General features: G+C 63.4%; 13 protein-coding genes and 1 pseudogene. 6 read left to right on the forward strand and 8 right to left on the reverse strand.

Annotated elements, in window-relative coordinates; genetic code table 11:
- Positions 1-93: 93 nt before the first annotated feature.
- Positions 94-561, forward strand: coding sequence for a flavodoxin (locus CAP13_RS02205; RefSeq protein ID WP_085830028.1), 468 nt, complete (start codon positions 94-96; stop codon positions 559-561).
- Positions 562-828: 267 nt separating this feature from the next.
- Here the strand turns inward: CAP13_RS02205 and CAP13_RS02210 are convergent.
- Positions 829-1368 (reverse strand): annotated as a pseudogene (locus tag CAP13_RS02210) (nitroreductase family protein); the annotation flags it as partial.
- A gap of 561 nt (positions 1369-1929) precedes the next feature.
- On the opposite strand from CAP13_RS02210, the gene CAP13_RS02215 reads away from it, so the two are divergent.
- Together CAP13_RS02215 and CAP13_RS02220 are read left to right on the forward strand one after the other, a co-directional pair.
- A complete protein-coding gene (locus tag CAP13_RS02215) occupies positions 1930-2244 on the forward strand; it encodes a hypothetical protein (RefSeq protein WP_085830029.1) in 315 nt (104 codons plus the stop codon).
- Positions 2245-2321: 77 nt separating this feature from the next.
- Positions 2322-2828, forward strand: a complete 507-nt coding sequence (locus CAP13_RS02220; protein ID WP_085830709.1) for a DNA-deoxyinosine glycosylase — start codon at positions 2322-2324, stop codon at positions 2826-2828.
- Between the two features lie 766 nt (positions 2829-3594).
- Here CAP13_RS02220 and CAP13_RS02225 read toward each other — a convergent pair.
- On the reverse strand, positions 3595-3918 hold the full coding sequence (locus CAP13_RS02225) for a heavy metal-binding domain-containing protein (RefSeq protein WP_085830030.1): 324 nt from the start codon (positions 3916-3918) through the stop codon (positions 3595-3597).
- Positions 3919-4126: 208 nt separating this feature from the next.
- Between CAP13_RS02225 and CAP13_RS02230 the strand changes: the two genes are divergently transcribed.
- Positions 4127-4366 (forward strand): glutaredoxin family protein, encoded by a 240-nt coding sequence (locus tag CAP13_RS02230; RefSeq protein WP_085830031.1) that lies wholly within the window; start codon positions 4127-4129, stop codon positions 4364-4366.
- Positions 4367-4686: 320 nt separating this feature from the next.
- Here the strand turns inward: CAP13_RS02230 and CAP13_RS02235 are convergent, their stop codons facing one another.
- The 6 genes from CAP13_RS02235 to allC all read right to left on the reverse strand — a co-directional run bounded on the left by CAP13_RS02235 (position 4687) and on the right by allC (position 11779).
- Positions 4687-5643, reverse strand: coding sequence for a 2-hydroxyacid dehydrogenase (locus CAP13_RS02235; RefSeq protein ID WP_085830032.1), 957 nt, complete (start codon positions 5641-5643; stop codon positions 4687-4689).
- Positions 5644-5734: 91 nt separating this feature from the next.
- Positions 5735-6658 (reverse strand): alpha/beta hydrolase, encoded by a 924-nt coding sequence (locus CAP13_RS02240; protein WP_085830033.1) that lies wholly within the window; start codon positions 6656-6658, stop codon positions 5735-5737.
- A complete protein-coding gene (locus tag CAP13_RS02245) occupies positions 6648-8264 on the reverse strand; it encodes a PucR family transcriptional regulator (RefSeq protein ID WP_085830034.1) in 1617 nt (538 codons plus the stop codon). Before CAP13_RS02245 ends, CAP13_RS02240 begins: the two co-directional genes overlap by 11 nt.
- Positions 8265-8372: 108 nt before the next feature.
- Positions 8373-9161 (reverse strand): (S)-ureidoglycine aminohydrolase, encoded by a 789-nt coding sequence (allE, locus tag CAP13_RS02250; RefSeq protein ID WP_085830035.1) that lies wholly within the window; start codon positions 9159-9161, stop codon positions 8373-8375.
- A 95-nt stretch (positions 9162-9256) separates the two neighbouring features.
- The gene (locus tag CAP13_RS02255) at positions 9257-10522 is read right to left on the reverse strand and encodes an MFS transporter (RefSeq protein ID WP_085830036.1); all 1266 of its coding nucleotides are present in this window, start codon (positions 10520-10522) and stop codon (positions 9257-9259) included.
- Between the two features lie 30 nt (positions 10523-10552).
- Positions 10553-11779: an allantoate deiminase gene (gene allC, locus CAP13_RS02260; protein WP_085830037.1), complete on the reverse strand. Its 1227-nt coding sequence runs from the start codon at positions 11777-11779 to the stop codon at positions 10553-10555.
- 249 nt (positions 11780-12028) lie between these two features.
- Between allC and CAP13_RS02265 the strand changes: the two genes are divergently transcribed.
- Complete coding sequence (locus CAP13_RS02265) at positions 12029-15025, forward strand: bifunctional FdrA/YlbE family protein (protein WP_085830038.1); 2997 nt, start codon at positions 12029-12031, stop codon at positions 15023-15025.
- A gap of 3 nt (positions 15026-15028) precedes the next feature.
- On the forward strand, positions 15029-15871 hold the full coding sequence (locus CAP13_RS02270) for an oxamate carbamoyltransferase subunit AllH family protein (RefSeq protein ID WP_085830039.1): 843 nt from the start codon (positions 15029-15031) through the stop codon (positions 15869-15871).
- Positions 15872-15878: the final 7 nt, after the last annotated feature.

Genomic DNA, 15878 nt, shown 5'->3' on the forward strand with positions numbered 1-15878 from the left:
GTGAATAAGACTACAATCTGTCGGCTATTCTCTTTACAAGTGACATAATGTTCCTTAAATTGTAAGTACGAACAACATCGAAAGGGGCATGGTATGGGAGCGACACTCGTTGCGTACTTCTCGGCAACCGGCACCACGGCGGAGGCCGCGCAGGCGATTGCAGAGGAGATCGGCGCCGACCTGCAGGAGATCGCGCCGGCACACGCCTATACGGCGGCGGACCTTGATTGGACCAATGCGAACAGCAGGAGCTCGCGCGAGCATGCGGAGGGGGCCGACCTGCCTGAACTCGGAGAGGCGCCCGGTGATCTCAACGCATATGACACGGTGTTGATCGGCTTTCCCATCTGGTGGTACACCGCGCCGAAGATCATCTCGGCGTGGGTCCGGGATGCGGACCTCGCCGGCAAGCGTGTCATCCTGTGGGCGACCTCGGGCGGTTCCGGGCTGGGCGCGACGCTGCAGGATCTTGAACCGTTTGCACCTGAGGCCACCTGGGAGAACGGACGCGTGGTCCATGGCACCGCTGCTGCGCGCCGTTGGGCATCGGCGCTGTCGTAGCGTCAGGCAGGCTGGGCGGCGCGTATTCGCACGCCAAACAAGCTCAGTCAAACAAGCTCAGATATAGAAAATCCCTCCCCCGCGGTGCGGAGGAGGGACCTTAAGAGCCCTGCAGCTTCACGACAAGCAAATCTATTCACGAAGGCCCCTCTCCTACGCTGCAGGAGAGGGGCCTTCGCGATCGCATGGCGCGCGCTGTGGACGCCGTGGTATTGCTACGGTAATTGACCTGCTCAAACTGGTAACTGCGCGCGCCTCAGACGTTGGTTAGCGCTCGATGCGGATGCGCTCGCTTGCGGGCTTGCGCTCCTGCGGGCCGGCAGGAGCGGCGATGCCGCCAAATACGAGCTGGGCCACGAGACGCCAAGAGGCGGGGACGTTCCAGCGCTCGCGCACCGCGTCGTCGATGACGGGGTTGTAGTGCTGCAGGCTGGCACCGATCTTTGCCTCGGCCAGCGCGTTCCAGGCGTTCGCCTGCGCGATGCCCTGGCCGTGCGCGGAGAATCCGTCAAATGCGGCGGCGTAGGTCGGGAACTGCTCCTTCATCTGCTTGACGATGTTCTCGTCTTCGAAGTAGAGGACCGTGCCATGGGCGGCGGCGAACATATCCATCTTCTGCTGCGTGGGCTCGAACGCGTCCGCAGGGACGATCTTCTTGAGCTCGCCCGTGACGATATCGTTCCACAGGGCCTTGTGCTGATCGCCCAGCAGGATGATGGCCTGGGCGCTCTGCATGTTGAACGCAGACGGGCTGGCAACGATGGCGTCCTCGATGATCTTAACAGCCGCATCCTCAGAGATGGGGAGCTGTCGTTCAAAGCGTACACGCTGCGGCGGGTGTTGATGATGTCCTGATAGCTCATGGAAACCTCCTCATGTGGGGTGGCGCTTTTTGCGCCCGACGATCCCCTCATACCCACCAGATGGAAAGATTTCTCGATAAGGAGAAAAAATTTTTAGAACATCAAAAAACCGATCATTGGACAATACGTGGGATTTTATCGAAGGAAGCTGCGGAGGTTGGTGTGTCCACACCCTTTATTGACCGGTACTGGGCGGCGGGTGTCATCGCAGTCTCCAGCTGATCGAGTGGGGCAGGGGTGGGTGCGCGTGCAATCTAAGTCAAATTTGCCTCCGAAAGAAGGGATGCGAAGGAATGCTCTCAAGTTCGCAATCCGGTCAGATGGTGTTGGGGAAGTCTTTCTACCGCCGGAGGACCCCTGTCAATCTTGAAAGAGCTCACCGTTGCCCCGCTGCCCCAAACCTTACGGCATCGTCACCCATCTGTAAGCCAGATCGATGGCAGCGCCACCTCTGACTTGGGAAGATGTCAGTGTGAGAACGAGACGGACCGAAAGGGGCTTGAGCATGAGCAAGATTTTAGAGCATATACCAGCTGCCAATAAGAGCGCATCCGCATGGCGCGTCGTCCCCGCTTCCTCGGTTCCCACCGTCGCGCCTGCGATGGCGGGGCATGGTGCGATCGCCGACAGGCCGGTGCCCTTTGCGGGCTCCCCATCCCTGGTGTCCAACGGCGCTTCGTCGCACCCGAACCCGTACGATCCCGTCCCGCAGTCGCGTCGGGGTGGGTTTCGCCTGGCAGGGTGCATCTTTACCTTGCTCGTGATGGCCGCCCTCTGCTTCGGCACGGTCTACCTCCTTTGGAAGTTCACGGGCAAGTAAGTGGGCGGGCACGCGGGAACCCGCAAGCAGGTGGGGCAAGATCGTTTTCCCATGGACGGATGCGGTACAGTACGAATATGGACGAAGGTTACCGACATATCGCGCATGGGTTTGACCCGCTGTACAACGCGGGGTCGCGGATCCTTGTGCTCGGCTCGTTTCCGAGCGTGATATCCCGGGCTGACGGCTTCTACTACGCCAACCCGCAAAACCGGTTCTGGCGTGTGATCGCCACCTGCTTGGATGCTCCCGTCCCAGAGAATAATGATGCCAAACGCCGCCTCCTGCTTGAGCACGGTATCGCATTATGGGACGTGATCGAGAGCTGTGATATCAAAGGCTCAAGCGACGCCAGCATCAAGAACGTCGTTCCCGCGTCTGTGGAGCGCATCACGACGGCAGCGCCGATTGAGGCCGTGATCTGCAACGGCGGAACATCGGGCCGTTTGTATGCCAGGCATCTTCAGGCGAAAACCGGGATCAAAGCCCAGATCCTGCCGTCGACAAGTCCGGCGAATGCGGCCTGGTCGCTCGAACGCTTGATTGAACGCTGGGGCTCTTACTTGAGTGCCTATCTGCGGTAAAAAAGTACGTGGTATGGGTGCGGCCTTGCGCTATGGGATACACGGGGGTGCACAGCGCTCGGGCATGTGCCGGCGTGCGGGGTCGCAGCTGGTCTCGGGTGCTGATGCCGAACGGTTGGCAGTAGGTGACGTGGGCGGCCTTCCATTTTTCAGGCAGTATGCACCTTAGACGGCTCGAGATTTGAGCATGCGGCAGCGTGAAATTCAGCCGCTGCGGCTCGCTTAGTAGAAAATGTCAGATCTGAGTCTATACACGGCGTTTCTTGACTTCCGATGGCAATTTCTGTTCAAGCTCGCATCTATGAAGCTTTATATAAGTTACTTTTTCATGTAAATGTAATCGATCTATGCCGTGAAGAGGCGCTGAGGTACAAGCGTCAGGGCGAGAATGACGCAGATCTGACATTTTCTACTAGTCAGATCCGAGTCGGAAAATATAAGAACCTAAATATTTAATATTCTATATAAAATATTAGAAAAATATAATATTTCGTCGTGGGTGCGTGGAGGATAAGAAGCGAGCGAGGGCTGCCCTTAGAAATGGTGCGAGAATGCGCCGAGTGGAGCGCGCTCGCGGCTGAGCGCGGCCACGGTGTGGTCACGGAAGAAGCCAGAATCGGCCACGGAGGAGGCAAGAGCTGGCAGAGCTAGCCACGGAGGAGACAAGAGCCGACCACGGAACGCTGCACCCCAGAGCCTGAACACATGGTATGAGTCAGGGTTTATGAGTCCAGTTCTGGGGCGCAGCTCGAACGTGGAAGCGTCTTTACATGTTGCTCAAGGTCACGGCCGTTCCGCTCGCGGTTACCATGAGCATGCCGCCGTTGCCCAGCGTCTCGTAATCCACATCAACGCCCACCACCGCATGGGCGCCGAGCGCCGCGGCACGCTGGCACATCTCATCGATCGCGTTGTTACGGGCGGCGAGCAGCTCGTTCTCGTAGCTCTTGCTGCGCCCACCGACAAGGTTGCAGATTCCCGCCGCGAAGTCCTTGAACATGTCGACACCGCTGATGACCTCGCCAAATACAATCCCCTTATATGAGGTGATCTGGCGTCCGTCTACGCTGTGAGTTGTGGTCACGATCATGAGCGCTCCCTTCGGGTCTCAGGGGGCACCATCATGACACCATGCTGAAGCTGCCTGTTTAGGCCGCTTCTTCAGGCCGCAGGCACCGCCCCGTGGTTTCTTCAAAGTATAAAGGGCGATGCTTGGACCTTCGTAAGCGCTCGGTATGCGTGGGTATATTTTCGGCGACCGACCGCGCACGCGCGGACCTGATACCAAGGAGGCCACCATGGCAACGTCATACGAGCTCTACTACCGTCCCACCTGTCCGTTCTGCCGCAAGGTCCTGAACTTCATGGAGCAGAACAGCGTCGAGCTCCCGCTGTGCAACATCTCATCTGATGACAGCGCCCGAGCTGAGCTTGAGCGCGTCGGCGGCAAGGTGCAGGTACCCTGCCTCTTCATCGACGGCAAGCCGCTCTATGAGTCTGACGACATCATCACCTACTTGAAGGAGAACGTCGCGTAAGACGCTGTTTCCCAAGTTTGCAACCTGAATGCGCCCCCGTCCGGGCATCCGGGCGGGGGCGGCTTTGTCTGAGAACATATTCCGTGTCCGCATGTGGAATGGCGCCAGCTCAGAGGCCCCAAAGGCTACGCTGGCAGCGGAGGATCCATGATGAAGCAGCGCTGGTTAACAAGCACCGGTGTCAAGGAGATCAGTGTGCCGAAGCTCATGCGCAACGTAGGGCTGAGGAGATCGGCGCACCGGACTCCAAGGCTTTAGCAGCGCCGAAAAAGGGCAGCGGGCCGACGTCCATGCGTGATGTCCGTCGACCCGTCCCGCTTCTACAGCGGGCAGACGTTCTCCGGTGTGCCGGCGGCCCAGGCAGAGACATTCCCGAACTCGATCACGGCGCGCCGCGCCATGGCCTCCTCGGTAAGGAAAGCGACGTGCGGTGTGAAGATGGTGTTCGGGGCCTTCAACAGGGCGTAGTCCGCATCGATGGGCGGCTCGGCGTCGAAGACATCGATGCCGGCCCCGGCGATTCGCCCTTCGGTGAGGGCCTGGGCGAGCGCATCGTTGCCGACGATCGCCCCACGCGCGCAGTTGATGAAGACAGCATCGGGCTTCATCTGAGCGATCTTATCAGCATCGAAGCTCTTGCGCGTCGCGTCATTCAGGGGAAGGTGCAGCGAGACGATGTCGCTCTCGTGCAGCAGCGTTTCGAGGTCGACGTGCTCGATGCCGGCAGCCGTGGCCTCCGGGTTCTCGTGGCGGGCGTAACCGAGCACCCGCGCGCCAAAGGCGCTGAAGAGCCGCCCCGCCCGCGTGCCGATATGGCCCGTGCCCACGATGCCCACCGTCTTCCCGGCGATCTCACGACCCGTGAGGCCGGCGTTCGTCCCGCAGCCGCGCACCGCGGCATCGCCGGCGGCCACCTGGCGCAGAACGTCGATGGCAAGGCCCACGGTGAGCTCGGCCACGGCGACATCGGAGTAGCCGGCGCAGTTGCAGACCGTGATTCCACGCTCACGGCAGACATCGAGTGCCACATGGTCGATGCCCGTGAAGGCGACGGCGATCATCTTGAGGTCGGGAAGCGCGCGGATGACCTCAGCCGGCAGCGGGTTGTTCGCGATCATGACGACCTCGGCACCGGCAGCCCGCCGGGTGAGCTCGGCCGGGTCGGTGGTCTTCGTATCGAAGGACGTGAAGCTGTGTCCTGCCTCCATGAGGGGGCGTGCGAGCTCTTGGACTCGCTCAGCGCTGATGCCGAGGGGTTCGAGTAGCGCGATGTGCATGATGCTCTCCAATCAGTTGCGGTGCGTGCGGTTGCATGTCGACGGTCACTTGCAGGATACCTGTCGGTCCGGGTTGGCCTCAACGGCTCCCCTACGCAGGCGAATCATGCGGACGCGGTGGGGGAGCGGACTCGTCGTCATGGACAATTTCGTCGAGGAACGCCAAGGCCGCTGCATACGCCCTAACGCCTGCCGGGTTAGTCGTATCGCGGTCGAAGTCATGCTCCAGATAGTAGACCTGATGCATACGAGCGCGTGGTGCGGTGCGGGCGAGGCGCTTGGACACGCCGAGTGGCACGTCTTCATCGCCGGTGCTCGCGGTGATGAAGAGGGGAGGGAGCGCGGCGATGTCTACGGCCGTAAGTGAGAGCGCGTCCAGGTCGTCCAGATCCACGCCGAGCAGCTCCGGCCAGCGGCCCGTCTGCCGTGCATGCACGTAGAGGCCGAAGCGGGTCGCCTTGGGCCCGGCGGTCACATACGGCCCCTCAGCAGGCGAAGATCCAGGGGCACCGGCCAGTCGGTCCGCCAGCTCCCGTGAGACCGGGGGCATCGCCGCATAGTGCGGGGACACCGAGGCGACAAAGGACTCGCGCAGGTCGTAGTACCCGTAGAAGTCCCAGATGGCAAACGGCCTCATCGCACCACGGCGCGCGAGCCGCGCGGCGACCATGAGCGCAAGGTACCCGCCGGCGGACCGGCCAAAGAGCGCGTACCGGCTGCAGCCGAGCACCGGAAACAGCCTGTCGGCAACCTCGCCCACCGCAGCCTCGGCAACATCAACGATCCGGGGGAGGGGGCACTCGGGTGCGAGCGGGTAATCGAGAGCCACAAGCGCATGGCCGGTACCCGTGATCTGGCGGATATACGCTTCCGGCAGGTCGTCGCGCTCACCGTAGAGGAATCCGCCCCCGTGCAGGTAGATGATCGCGATCCCCGATGCAGCGACGTCCTCGGCGGCAGGATGCACGGTGGCACCGAGGGCCCCATCGAGCAGTGTGACGTTCTCAGGCACCATGGCGGGCCTCCGATTCCGGGGAGCCGATGAGCCGGTAGATGCGCCCGGCGAGCGCGATCTGCAGGCGGTCGTCGGGGTTGTGCAGATCGAGCCCGAAGAGCTCGGCGATGCGCCCCGCGCGGTAGCGCACGGTCTTGGGGTGCACGAAGAGGACGCGGGCGCTCTCGTGGTAGTTGAGGTTCTCCTCGCAGAGCGTGAGCGCCGTGCGGAAGAGGTCCGCCGACTCATTGCGCAGGCGCTCGACACGCGGGTCGACGAAGCTGGCGAGATGCCCCATGTCGTGCACTTGCATGAAGATCTTGTAGATGCCGAGGTCGTCGTAGCTCATGACGGCGCGCGGGTAGCGGTCGCCGTCGAAGAAGCGCACGATATCCAAGACCTCGCTGTTCAGACGCGCCAACTCATCGCGGCCGCCGATCGAGCTGATGGCGGCGAGGTGGTTCAGGTCGGTGGCGTTCGGCAGGGAGCCGAGCTCCGACAGGATGTCGCTGATGACCTGCGTCTTGAAGCGCCCCTCCTCGGTCCGGAAATTGTGGATGAACGTGATGCGGTCGTTCGCCTCGAAGTAGGCGAAGTCACGGCAGATCATCGCGATGCGCTGGCGCACCGTGCGCAGAATCTCCTCGTAACGGTCACGGAGGGCGCGCCCGCTCTCGATCCGCACCTGCAGGATCTCGTAGAGCGGGTGCTCGCCGATGCCGAGCTCCTCGGTTGCGAGCGCCACCTCGGACTCGCCCTTGACCTGGCCGAGCAACAGGTCGTGCGCGAGGTTGTTGTGCCGGAAGAAGACCTTGCGTTTCACGGCGTTCTGCTTCAGGACCTCCATCTGCAGCAGGCTGATCACGTTCTCGGTCGCCATGATGTCGATGGCGGTGAGGTCACTGCTCACCGCATGGATCACGAGGTAGTAATCGTGGTCGTCCGAGCTGGGGATCCGCGCCGCCGTCGCCCAGCGCGTCGCGTCGCCGCAGGTGAGCACCGCGTCGAAGTACTGGTTCGAGCGGTAGCGGCCAGGCTTCATCGTCGTGAGCTTTGAGATGGCGTACTCGCCGAGGCCAGGGTCGGTGGAGATCCGGCGGCCCTTGGTGGCGTCCAGGAAGGTGAGGTTCGCATGGATGATGCTCCTGAGGCGGAGGAGGATCTGCAGGACGCTCGGGCGCTCGAGGGCGAAGGCCATGGTCTGGCGGTGCACTTCGAAAAACCGGTTCAGCAGCGTCAGGTTCGAATCGAGGACGTGGCCGAGGACATCGAGGAGCAGGGACTCGTAGCTCGTGTTCTTCCCGATCAGGATCAGTGGGATCTGATGCTGATCACAGAGCTCCACCATGCGCGCGGGCGGGTCGGCGAGGAGCCGCTCAGGCTTGAAGACGATGGCGCTGATCCCTATCCGGGCGACCTCGCTGAAGAAGGAAACGAGGTCCTCGTCTGAGAGCACGTCGAGCGCGTAGAAGCTCGTGATGAGCATCTGCCCTTCGCGGCCCCAGGACTCGATATCCGTCGCCTCGAGCACCATGGCCGAGGTCACCTGTCGCCCGCTGCCGGCCGCACCGGCGACGATGTGCGCCCCTTCAAACGAGGGGAGCTGGAGCACCTCGGATACGTTCATACTGACCTCCCTGAGAACGGCGGACGCATCTGGTTGCGCTGCCGTGGAACGGCAGAGGCCGCCCTGCGCGCGAGCGACAAGGCGGCCTCTGCCTACGATGACGTGCGCTTACAGCGTGACGTCGCGGTTGCAGTCCTTGGAGTAGATGTAGGCGAACTCCTCGTCGCGGCCGATGCCGTAGGCCGCCTGCGGGCAGTAGGCGCCCATGTAGAGGTAGTCGCCTTTCTTGACGGGCAGCCACTGGTCCTCGAGGACGTACATACCCTCGCCGGAGTAGATGTAGGCCCCGTGCTCCTGGAAATGCGTCTCGATGTAGCCATGGCAGGAGCCGGGCTTGAAGGAGAGGATGTGCATGTTCATATCGAAGCCGAGGTTGGTGGCGGAGGGCAGGAAGTCCTTCACGCGGACATCGGACATGCCCTCGTAGTCAACCCACTCGACATCGTTGATGTTGCCGATGACGGTGTGGGCCTCGTGCCCCTCGAGCGGCTCGTAGAGGCGCTTGTACATGAAGCCGCGGGCATCGCCCTCCCCGACGTTCTCGAAGAAGATCCGCTTGCCCTCGGGCACGTAGATGTAGCCGCCGTCGGTGACGGTCTGCTCATCGGCGCCGTCGGAGACCTTCACGGTGCCGTTGAAAATGTAGAGGAAGAGCTCCTCGCCGGCGCGACCCCAGCCCTGGGTGTTCTTGCCGCCCTCGTGGATGGTGATCAGGTAGTCGGCAAAGCTGCCGCCGAGCTTCGGCGAGCCGAGGATGGTGATGTCGCAGTTCTCAAAGCCGGGGATGGTGTTCTTCACGCAGCCGTCGGGCTCGATGACAGCCCAGTTGCGCTTCACCACCGAGCGGTTCTGAAGCAGGTCGTCGCGGTATCCAGTAACGTTGTTCAGGTAACCCATGTGCGATTCCTTTCGTTCGTGGGGGTTATCGTGCAGAATGCCGCCGCGTCCCCGGGAAGGTGCGCGGCGGCGGAGAGTAGTGAGCTTTCGCAGCCTTACGCAGCAGCGACCGCAGCCTTGCTCTTGGCGTTGGTGAGCACGAAGAGGACCGTGCCGACCGCGAGCAGAGCCGCCCCGACGTAGAAGCCGAGCTCGCCAGAGCCGGTCGCATCAATGATAGCGCCGGTGAGCGCAGGCGCGACAACTGAAGACGCCATGCCGAAGAAGTTGAAGACACCGAGGGTGGTGGCAACGGACTTCGGATCAGCCTGGTCAGACATGTAGGAGATGAGGACCGGGTCAACGGCGAGCTTACCGAGCAGGCCGTAGAGCAGCAGGATGGCCGCGAGGATGCCAGCGTTCGGGGCGAACATGGAGACGGCGACGAGGACGAAGGCGCAGATCTCGAGGAAGATGATGATGAAGTTCTTCTTGTCGCGCTTCTTGTCCGAGATGCGGGAGAAGAGCAGGGCGCCCGGGATGGCGGTGACTGAGATCATCGAGACGATGAGGCCGATCAGGCCGCCGGTGATGCCGCGCTCCGTCTCAAGGAAGGAGGGGAGCCAGGTCACGATCATGTAGTACGCATAGCAGGTGCAGAAGTACAGGACGTAGCAGGCGATGAAGCGGAGGCTGAAGAGGCGGGGCTTGACGGTGGGAGCGGTCTCGACCACAGTGTCCGCCTTGCTGGCGGCAGCCGCCGCGGCCTGGCCGCCCTCACGCAGGGCCCGCTTCTCGGCCATGTTGTCCTTGAGCGCGATGGCGTACCAGATGACCATGAAGGTGATCAGGCCAGCGGAGATGAACACCATGGTCTGCCAGGGGAGGTGCAGCTGCTTGACGATGAAGCTCGAGCCCGTCATACCGAGGATCATACCGAGCGCGGAGCCCGAGTTCACGATAGCGGTGCCCACGCCCTTCTTGTCGGCGGGGACATGCTGGGTGGTGAGGGAGAAGGCGGCGCCGTAGTACACACCGCAGCCCACGCCGGCGAGCACGCTACCAAGGTAGATGGTGGAGAGGCTCGAGGCGGTTGCGATCAGGAAGGCGCCCGCGGCGAAGACGATGAAGCCGGGGATGAGGACGCGTTTCTGGCCGAAGTGGTCGACGAGCCAGCCAGATGGGATCTGGAGCGCCGTGTAGCCAAAGAAGTAGCAGCTCGAGATCAGACCCATGGCGGCATTCGTCTGCTCGCCGATCGTGCCCTGGATCTCGCTGTACACAGGCGAGAGCATCGAGCGGTAGACCCAGATGACGACCCATCCGAGGCAGAAGGTGAATATGATGCGCTTCCAGTAGTTCTTTCCATACATGTCGGCCATTGAAGGACCCCTTTCAGTTCGTGATCAGTGCTAATACGCGAGCTTGTGCAGGACCGCGGCGAGGGCGTCGATGCCCTCAGCGAGCTCCTGAGGATCGGTGTCCTCAGCAGGGTTGTGGCTCACGCCGCCGATGCTCGGGACGAAGAGCATGCCTGTGGGGACATGAGGGGCGATGACCTGGGAGTCATGGCCGGCGCCGGAGTGCATGACGCGGTAGTTGGCGCCTCGCTCGGCGCAGGTCTCCTCGATGAGGGAGACGAGCTCCGTATCCATGGGAACCGGATCCTCATCCATCCAGCGGTCGATCTCGATCCCGACGCCGTGCTCTGCGGCGATGCGGGCCATGTCGGCCTCGATCTCCTCGGAGAAGCGCACGAGCGTCTCCTTGTCGGTGTGGCGGCAGTCCATGGTGAACATGGCGTGCCCGGGCACGACGTTGACCGTGTTGGGGGTCACCTCGATGTGGCCGAAGGTGAGCACCAGCGGATCGCCCTCGACGTTCGCCTTGGCGATGGAACCCGCGACGATCTCCGCGAAGACCTGGATCACGTCGTGGCGGTAGCACATGCGGGTGGTGCCGGCGTGGTTCGCCTGGCCGGAGAGGGTGATGTTGTAGCGGCGCTGACCGGCGATGGCGTTGACGACACCCACGGTCTTGCCCTCCATCTCGAGGGTGTTGCCCTGCTCGATGTGGAGCTCCACGAAGGCTTTGACGTCATCGAGACCGCTTTTGGCGGAGGTGCGCAGGCCGAACCCGGATTCGGTCAGGGCCTCGGTGAAGGGGACGCCCTCGGCGTCGGCGACGCCCTTGAGGTCGCTTGCCGGGACGGTGCCCACGAGGTTTTTGCTGCCCCAGAACACGAAGGGGAAGCGGCTGCCCTCCTCCTCGGCCATGGAGATGATGCGCAGGGACTTGCGGGGCGCGCCGTAGGTCTCGATGAGATCCTTGACGGCGAGGTAGCCGCCGAAGATGCCGAGTGCGCCATCGAGCTTGCCGCCCTGGACCACGGTGTCGACGTGGCTGCCCGTGGCGATGACCTCACCGGTGCCGTCGGTACCGGGGTAGGTGGCGATCAGGTTGCCGACCTCATCGAAGGCGGCGCTCATGCCGAGGTCCTCGAACCTCTGCTTGAGGGCGAGCTGGGCGTCCAGCCACTCGCGGGTGAAGAGCAGGCGGGTCATGCCGCCTCGTTCATCGGGGCCGTATTGCCCGAGCCAATCTCGGGTTGCCGCGACCTCCTCGGCGGTAACACTCATCTTCTGACTCCCTCTCTTTTCGACAGGACGGCCAAAGGCCGTGCGGCTCTTTGCCATTACTTGACAGAGTACGGAGGGGGAAACAGGGGGGCAATGTCCGACGCGGATAAAGAAACCCCTAAAACGCTATCTCAACCGGTCCATGCGGTGCCATATCCGCCGTGCTTAACTGTCAGCGTATGCAAGTCTGCACGCAGCCATCCCGCTTGGGGCGGCGAACCGATTGAATGCGAAGGAAGGGGTTGAGTGATGCTCTACACCGTGGTGAAGCAGAACTCATATCAGGACTCCATCAACCTGATGCTGCTCACAAACCAGATCAACGCGACGCCGGGCGTCGTGCGCAGCCAGATCATGATGGGCACCGAGGCGAACAAGGATATCTACAACGCCGCGGGTCTGCTCACACCCGAGGCGGCCGCCGCGAACCCCAGTGATATGGTGATCGTCGTCGAGGCTGAGGAGGAGGGTGTCGTCGAGACGGTGCTCGCCGAGGCCGAGTCGTTCCTGGCCGATCTGTCGGTCAAGAAGGGGGCCGACGAGGGCGCCGGTACCGCTGAGAGCTGGGAGGAGGCCGTCTCGCTCCTTCCCGATGCGAATATGGCGCTCTTCTCCATCCCCGGCGAGTACGCGGCTCCCGAGCTCGAGCGCGCCCTCGATCTCGGGCTCAACGTCTTCTCCTTCACCGACAACGTGCCGCTCGAGGATGAGGTCCGCCTGAAGAAAAAGGCGCATGAGAAGGGCCTGCTCTTCATGGGTCCCGACTGCGGCACCGGCGTCATCTCCTCGGTTCCCGTCGCGTTCACAAACGTGATCAACCCGGGAAACATCGGCATCGTGGGCGCATCCGGCACGGGCATCCAGGAGGTCACCTGCATGATCGACCGCCTGGGCGGGGGATGCGTGCACGCCATCGGAACCGGCGGGCGCGATCTCAACGAGGCCGTGGGCGCTGTGACCGTGAAGGACGCCATCGCCGCCCTCGAGCACCACGACCCCACGGATGTGATCTGCGTCATCTCCAAGCCGCCCGCGCCTGCGGTCCGCGATGAGGTCGTCGACCTCCTCGCCCGCTGCTCGAAGCCGGTCGTGGCGATCTTCATCGGCGAGAAGCCCGAGGCGCACCAGGGCCACGTGCACCTCGCGCACACCCTTGAGGAGTGCGCGCGCATCGCCGTCGACCTTGCCCGCGGCGAGGCCGTCAAGAAGAACTACCTCATGCCCCTCGACCTCGAGGTCACCGAACCGCTCTCGTCCGACAAGACCGTGATCGGCCTGTACTCCGGCGGCACCCTCGCCGGTGAGGCGGCCATGATGATCACCGAAGCGCTCGACCTCGGCCACATCATCAAGGAAGACGGCTACATGCTCCGTCATGACGGCTACGACGTCATCGACCTCGGCGACGACATCTACACGCAGGGCCGCCCGCATCCGATGATCGACCCCGAGGTGCGCGTCCGCATGATGCGCGAGTACGCGGCGAAGCCCACCACGGGCGTCATCGTCTTCGACTGCGTGCTCGGTTACGGCTGCCATCCGGATATGGCCGCCGAGCTCGCCCCGGTGATCTCCGAGTGCATCGCCACGGCGAAGGCCGATGGCCGCGACTTGCGTTTCGTGGGAACCGTCGTGGGCACCGAGCATGACCCCCAGGACTACCACCGCTCCGTCGCCCTACTGCGCGAGGCCGGGGCCGTCATGGAGGAGAGCAACGCCGCCGCCGTGCGCGCCGCCCTCGCCTACAAGGGCATCGATTTCACCGAGGCCGATCGCGAGACCGTGCCGTTCGAGCCCACGGGCGTGCCCGTCCCCGCTCCGAGCGAAGCCGTGATGGAGCTCCTCACCACCAAGCCGCGCGTGATCAACGTCGGTCTCGAGAGCTTCAACGAGCCGTTGCGCGCCTACGGGGCCCAGAGCGTCCAGTACAGCTGGAAGCCGCTCGCCGGCGGCAACAAGCGCATGATCCACCTGCTGACCGAGCTGTCCCGCATCGAGGGCCTCGACGAGGCGAACGATCGCGTGATCGAGCGTTTCCGTGCCTCGCAGCCTTTCCTGGTTGACGTGAAGCCGGCCCGCGAGCTCATCCCCGAGATCAACGGCAAGGTGATCCTGCATGCCGGCCCGCCCATCGAGTACGGTCACATGACCGATCCGATGCAGGGCTCCTGCGTGGGCGCAGTGCTCTTCGAGGAGTGGGCCGACAACGAGGCCGACGCCCGCGCCCTCCTGGAGAGCGGCGAGGTCACCTTCATTCCGTGCCATCACGTGCACGCGGTGGGCCCGATGGGCGGCATCACCACCCAGAGCATGCCGCTCGTGGTGGTCGAGAACCGCGTGGACGGCACCGTCGGCTACTGCACCATGAATGAGGGCATCGGCAAGGTGCTGCGCTTCGGTGCCTACTCCGAGGAGGTCGTCCAGCGCCTGCGTTGGATGCGCGACGTGCTCGGCCCGGTGCTCGCGGCCGCGCTGGCCGAGAAAGAGGGCGGCATCAACCTCAACGTGCTCGTGGCCCGCGCCATCACCATGGGTGACGAGTTCCACCAGCGCAACATCGCCGCCTCGCTCTGCTTCCTGAAGGAGGTGGCGCCGCTCATCACCGCACTTGACTGGGACGCCGCCGAGAAGCAGGAGGTCATGCAGTTCCTGGCCGACACCGACCAGTTCTTCCTGAACATCATGATGGCTATGGGCAAGTCGATCGTCGACTACGTGCGCAAGGTGCGCGAGGGATCGATCGTCACCACCATGTGCCGCAACGGCGAGAACTTCGGCGTGCGCATCTCGGCGCTCGGCGACGAGTGGTTCTGCGCCCCGGTGAACACGCCGAACGGCCTGTACTTCACCGGCTACGGCCCTGAGGACGCGAACCCCGACATCGGCGACTCGGCCATCACGGAGACCGTGGGCGTGGGGGCCATGGCGATGATCGCCGCCCCGGGTGTGACCCGGTTCGTGGGCGCCGGCGGCTTTGGGGACGCGCTCGCGACCTCGAATGAGATGGAACGCATCTGCGTCGCCCACAACCCCGCCTGGACGATCCCCACCTGGGACTTCAAGGGCACCTGCCAGGGCATCGACATCCGCCGCGTGGTGGCGACCGGCATCACGCCGCTGATCAACACCGGTATTGCCCACAAGCGCGCAGGCGTCGGGCAGATCGGCGCCGGCACGGTTCGCGCCCCGCTCGGCTGCTTCGAGGCAGCACTCGAGGCCCTCTGCGCCAGCATAGGAATCGAGTAGCATATGATCCCCGCCCGCGCCCCCTCTGTGAGCTTCCTGCGGGAAGGGCATGCCATGGGGCACGTGCACAGCGTGTTCGCCACGAGCTTCAACATTGAGTTCAGCGGGCGGATCGTGCACGTGGGCGCGGCGGGGGAGCCTTTCTCCTGCATCGGGTTCACGCTCGATGCGGGAGAGCTCGCCCGGTTGCTTCCCCGCCTGAAGGCCGGCTATGTGGCCGCCGTGCAGGAGGGCATCCTGCGCATCTACACCCTGGATGGGGTGGTTGAGCTCGATCTCAACGCCGCCGCGGTTGTGGACTGCGCCTGCCCGCAGATCGAGGTAGAGGATGCCAACTGGATCTTCATCCAGCTCAGCGGGCAGGGTGTGGCGGAAAAGAGCGGACTTGCCGGCGACGCCACCGCGACTGCCGCAGTCACCGTGCTCGCTTGCGCAGATTGGCGAGGGGAGGAGGGCACCCGCGCCCTTGACACGCTCATCGGTCGCGGGCCTGGGCTCACCCCCTCGGGCGATGATTTCCTCCTTGGATACGCTCTTGCGTTGAAGGCATGCGGAAGCGATGACGATCTCGCAGCCCATATCGTCCGGGCATCTCGCGGCAGGACAACCGATGTGAGTCTCGCGTATATTGAAGCCCTCGCCGCAGGGTGGGTGAATCCGGTCTGGATTGATCTCACTCAGGCCGTGCGGGAGCGCCGGCTTGTTGATTTCGACCGATGCGTGCAAGTCATGGTCGGCATCGGCCACACCTCTGGCTGGGATGCCTTGTTCGGTTGTGCTGTTGGATTTCGCCGCGCGCGGGCCCGCGCCTTCGTTCCGGCGTCTACGTTGGCTAGTTCGGAATGAAAGGAGA

This window comes from Collinsella vaginalis, assembly GCF_900176655.1.
Classification (GTDB): domain Bacteria; phylum Actinomycetota; class Coriobacteriia; order Coriobacteriales; family Coriobacteriaceae; genus Collinsella; species Collinsella vaginalis.